The sequence below is a fragment of the Luteibaculum oceani genome (genome assembly GCF_007995015.1).
Classification (GTDB): Bacteria; Bacteroidota; Bacteroidia; order Flavobacteriales_D; family Luteibaculaceae; genus Luteibaculum; species Luteibaculum oceani.
The window spans coordinates 1-246 of record NZ_VORB01000038.1; the positions used below are offsets into that span (position 1 = coordinate 1).

Below are 246 nucleotides of genomic sequence, written 5' to 3' on the forward strand. Positions count from 1 at the left end.
AGTTTGGATTTAGCGATCAAAGTGGTTGTGGGTTCTCCGATACCCTTCGCACTTCCTATGGTTGTCCTTGTCTTAGCGATGCTGGTAGTCTTGTACAAGACACCCTTTTTGCTTGTATCGGAGATCGACTCATTGCGCAAGCTACTTCCGATTATGTCCTCGACTCGGACGACACCTTACTTTATGTGCTGCACACTGAAAGTGGAGCCAGTTTGGGCAACATCCTACATTTTAAGGGAAGCAACG

Annotated in this window: 1 protein-coding gene; it reads left to right on the top strand. The window is 47.2% G+C overall.

Features of this window, described 5'->3' with window-relative positions:
* A partial coding sequence (locus tag FRX97_RS12295; protein ID WP_170227142.1) for a hypothetical protein occupies positions 1-246 on the top strand: 246 nt, incomplete at both ends.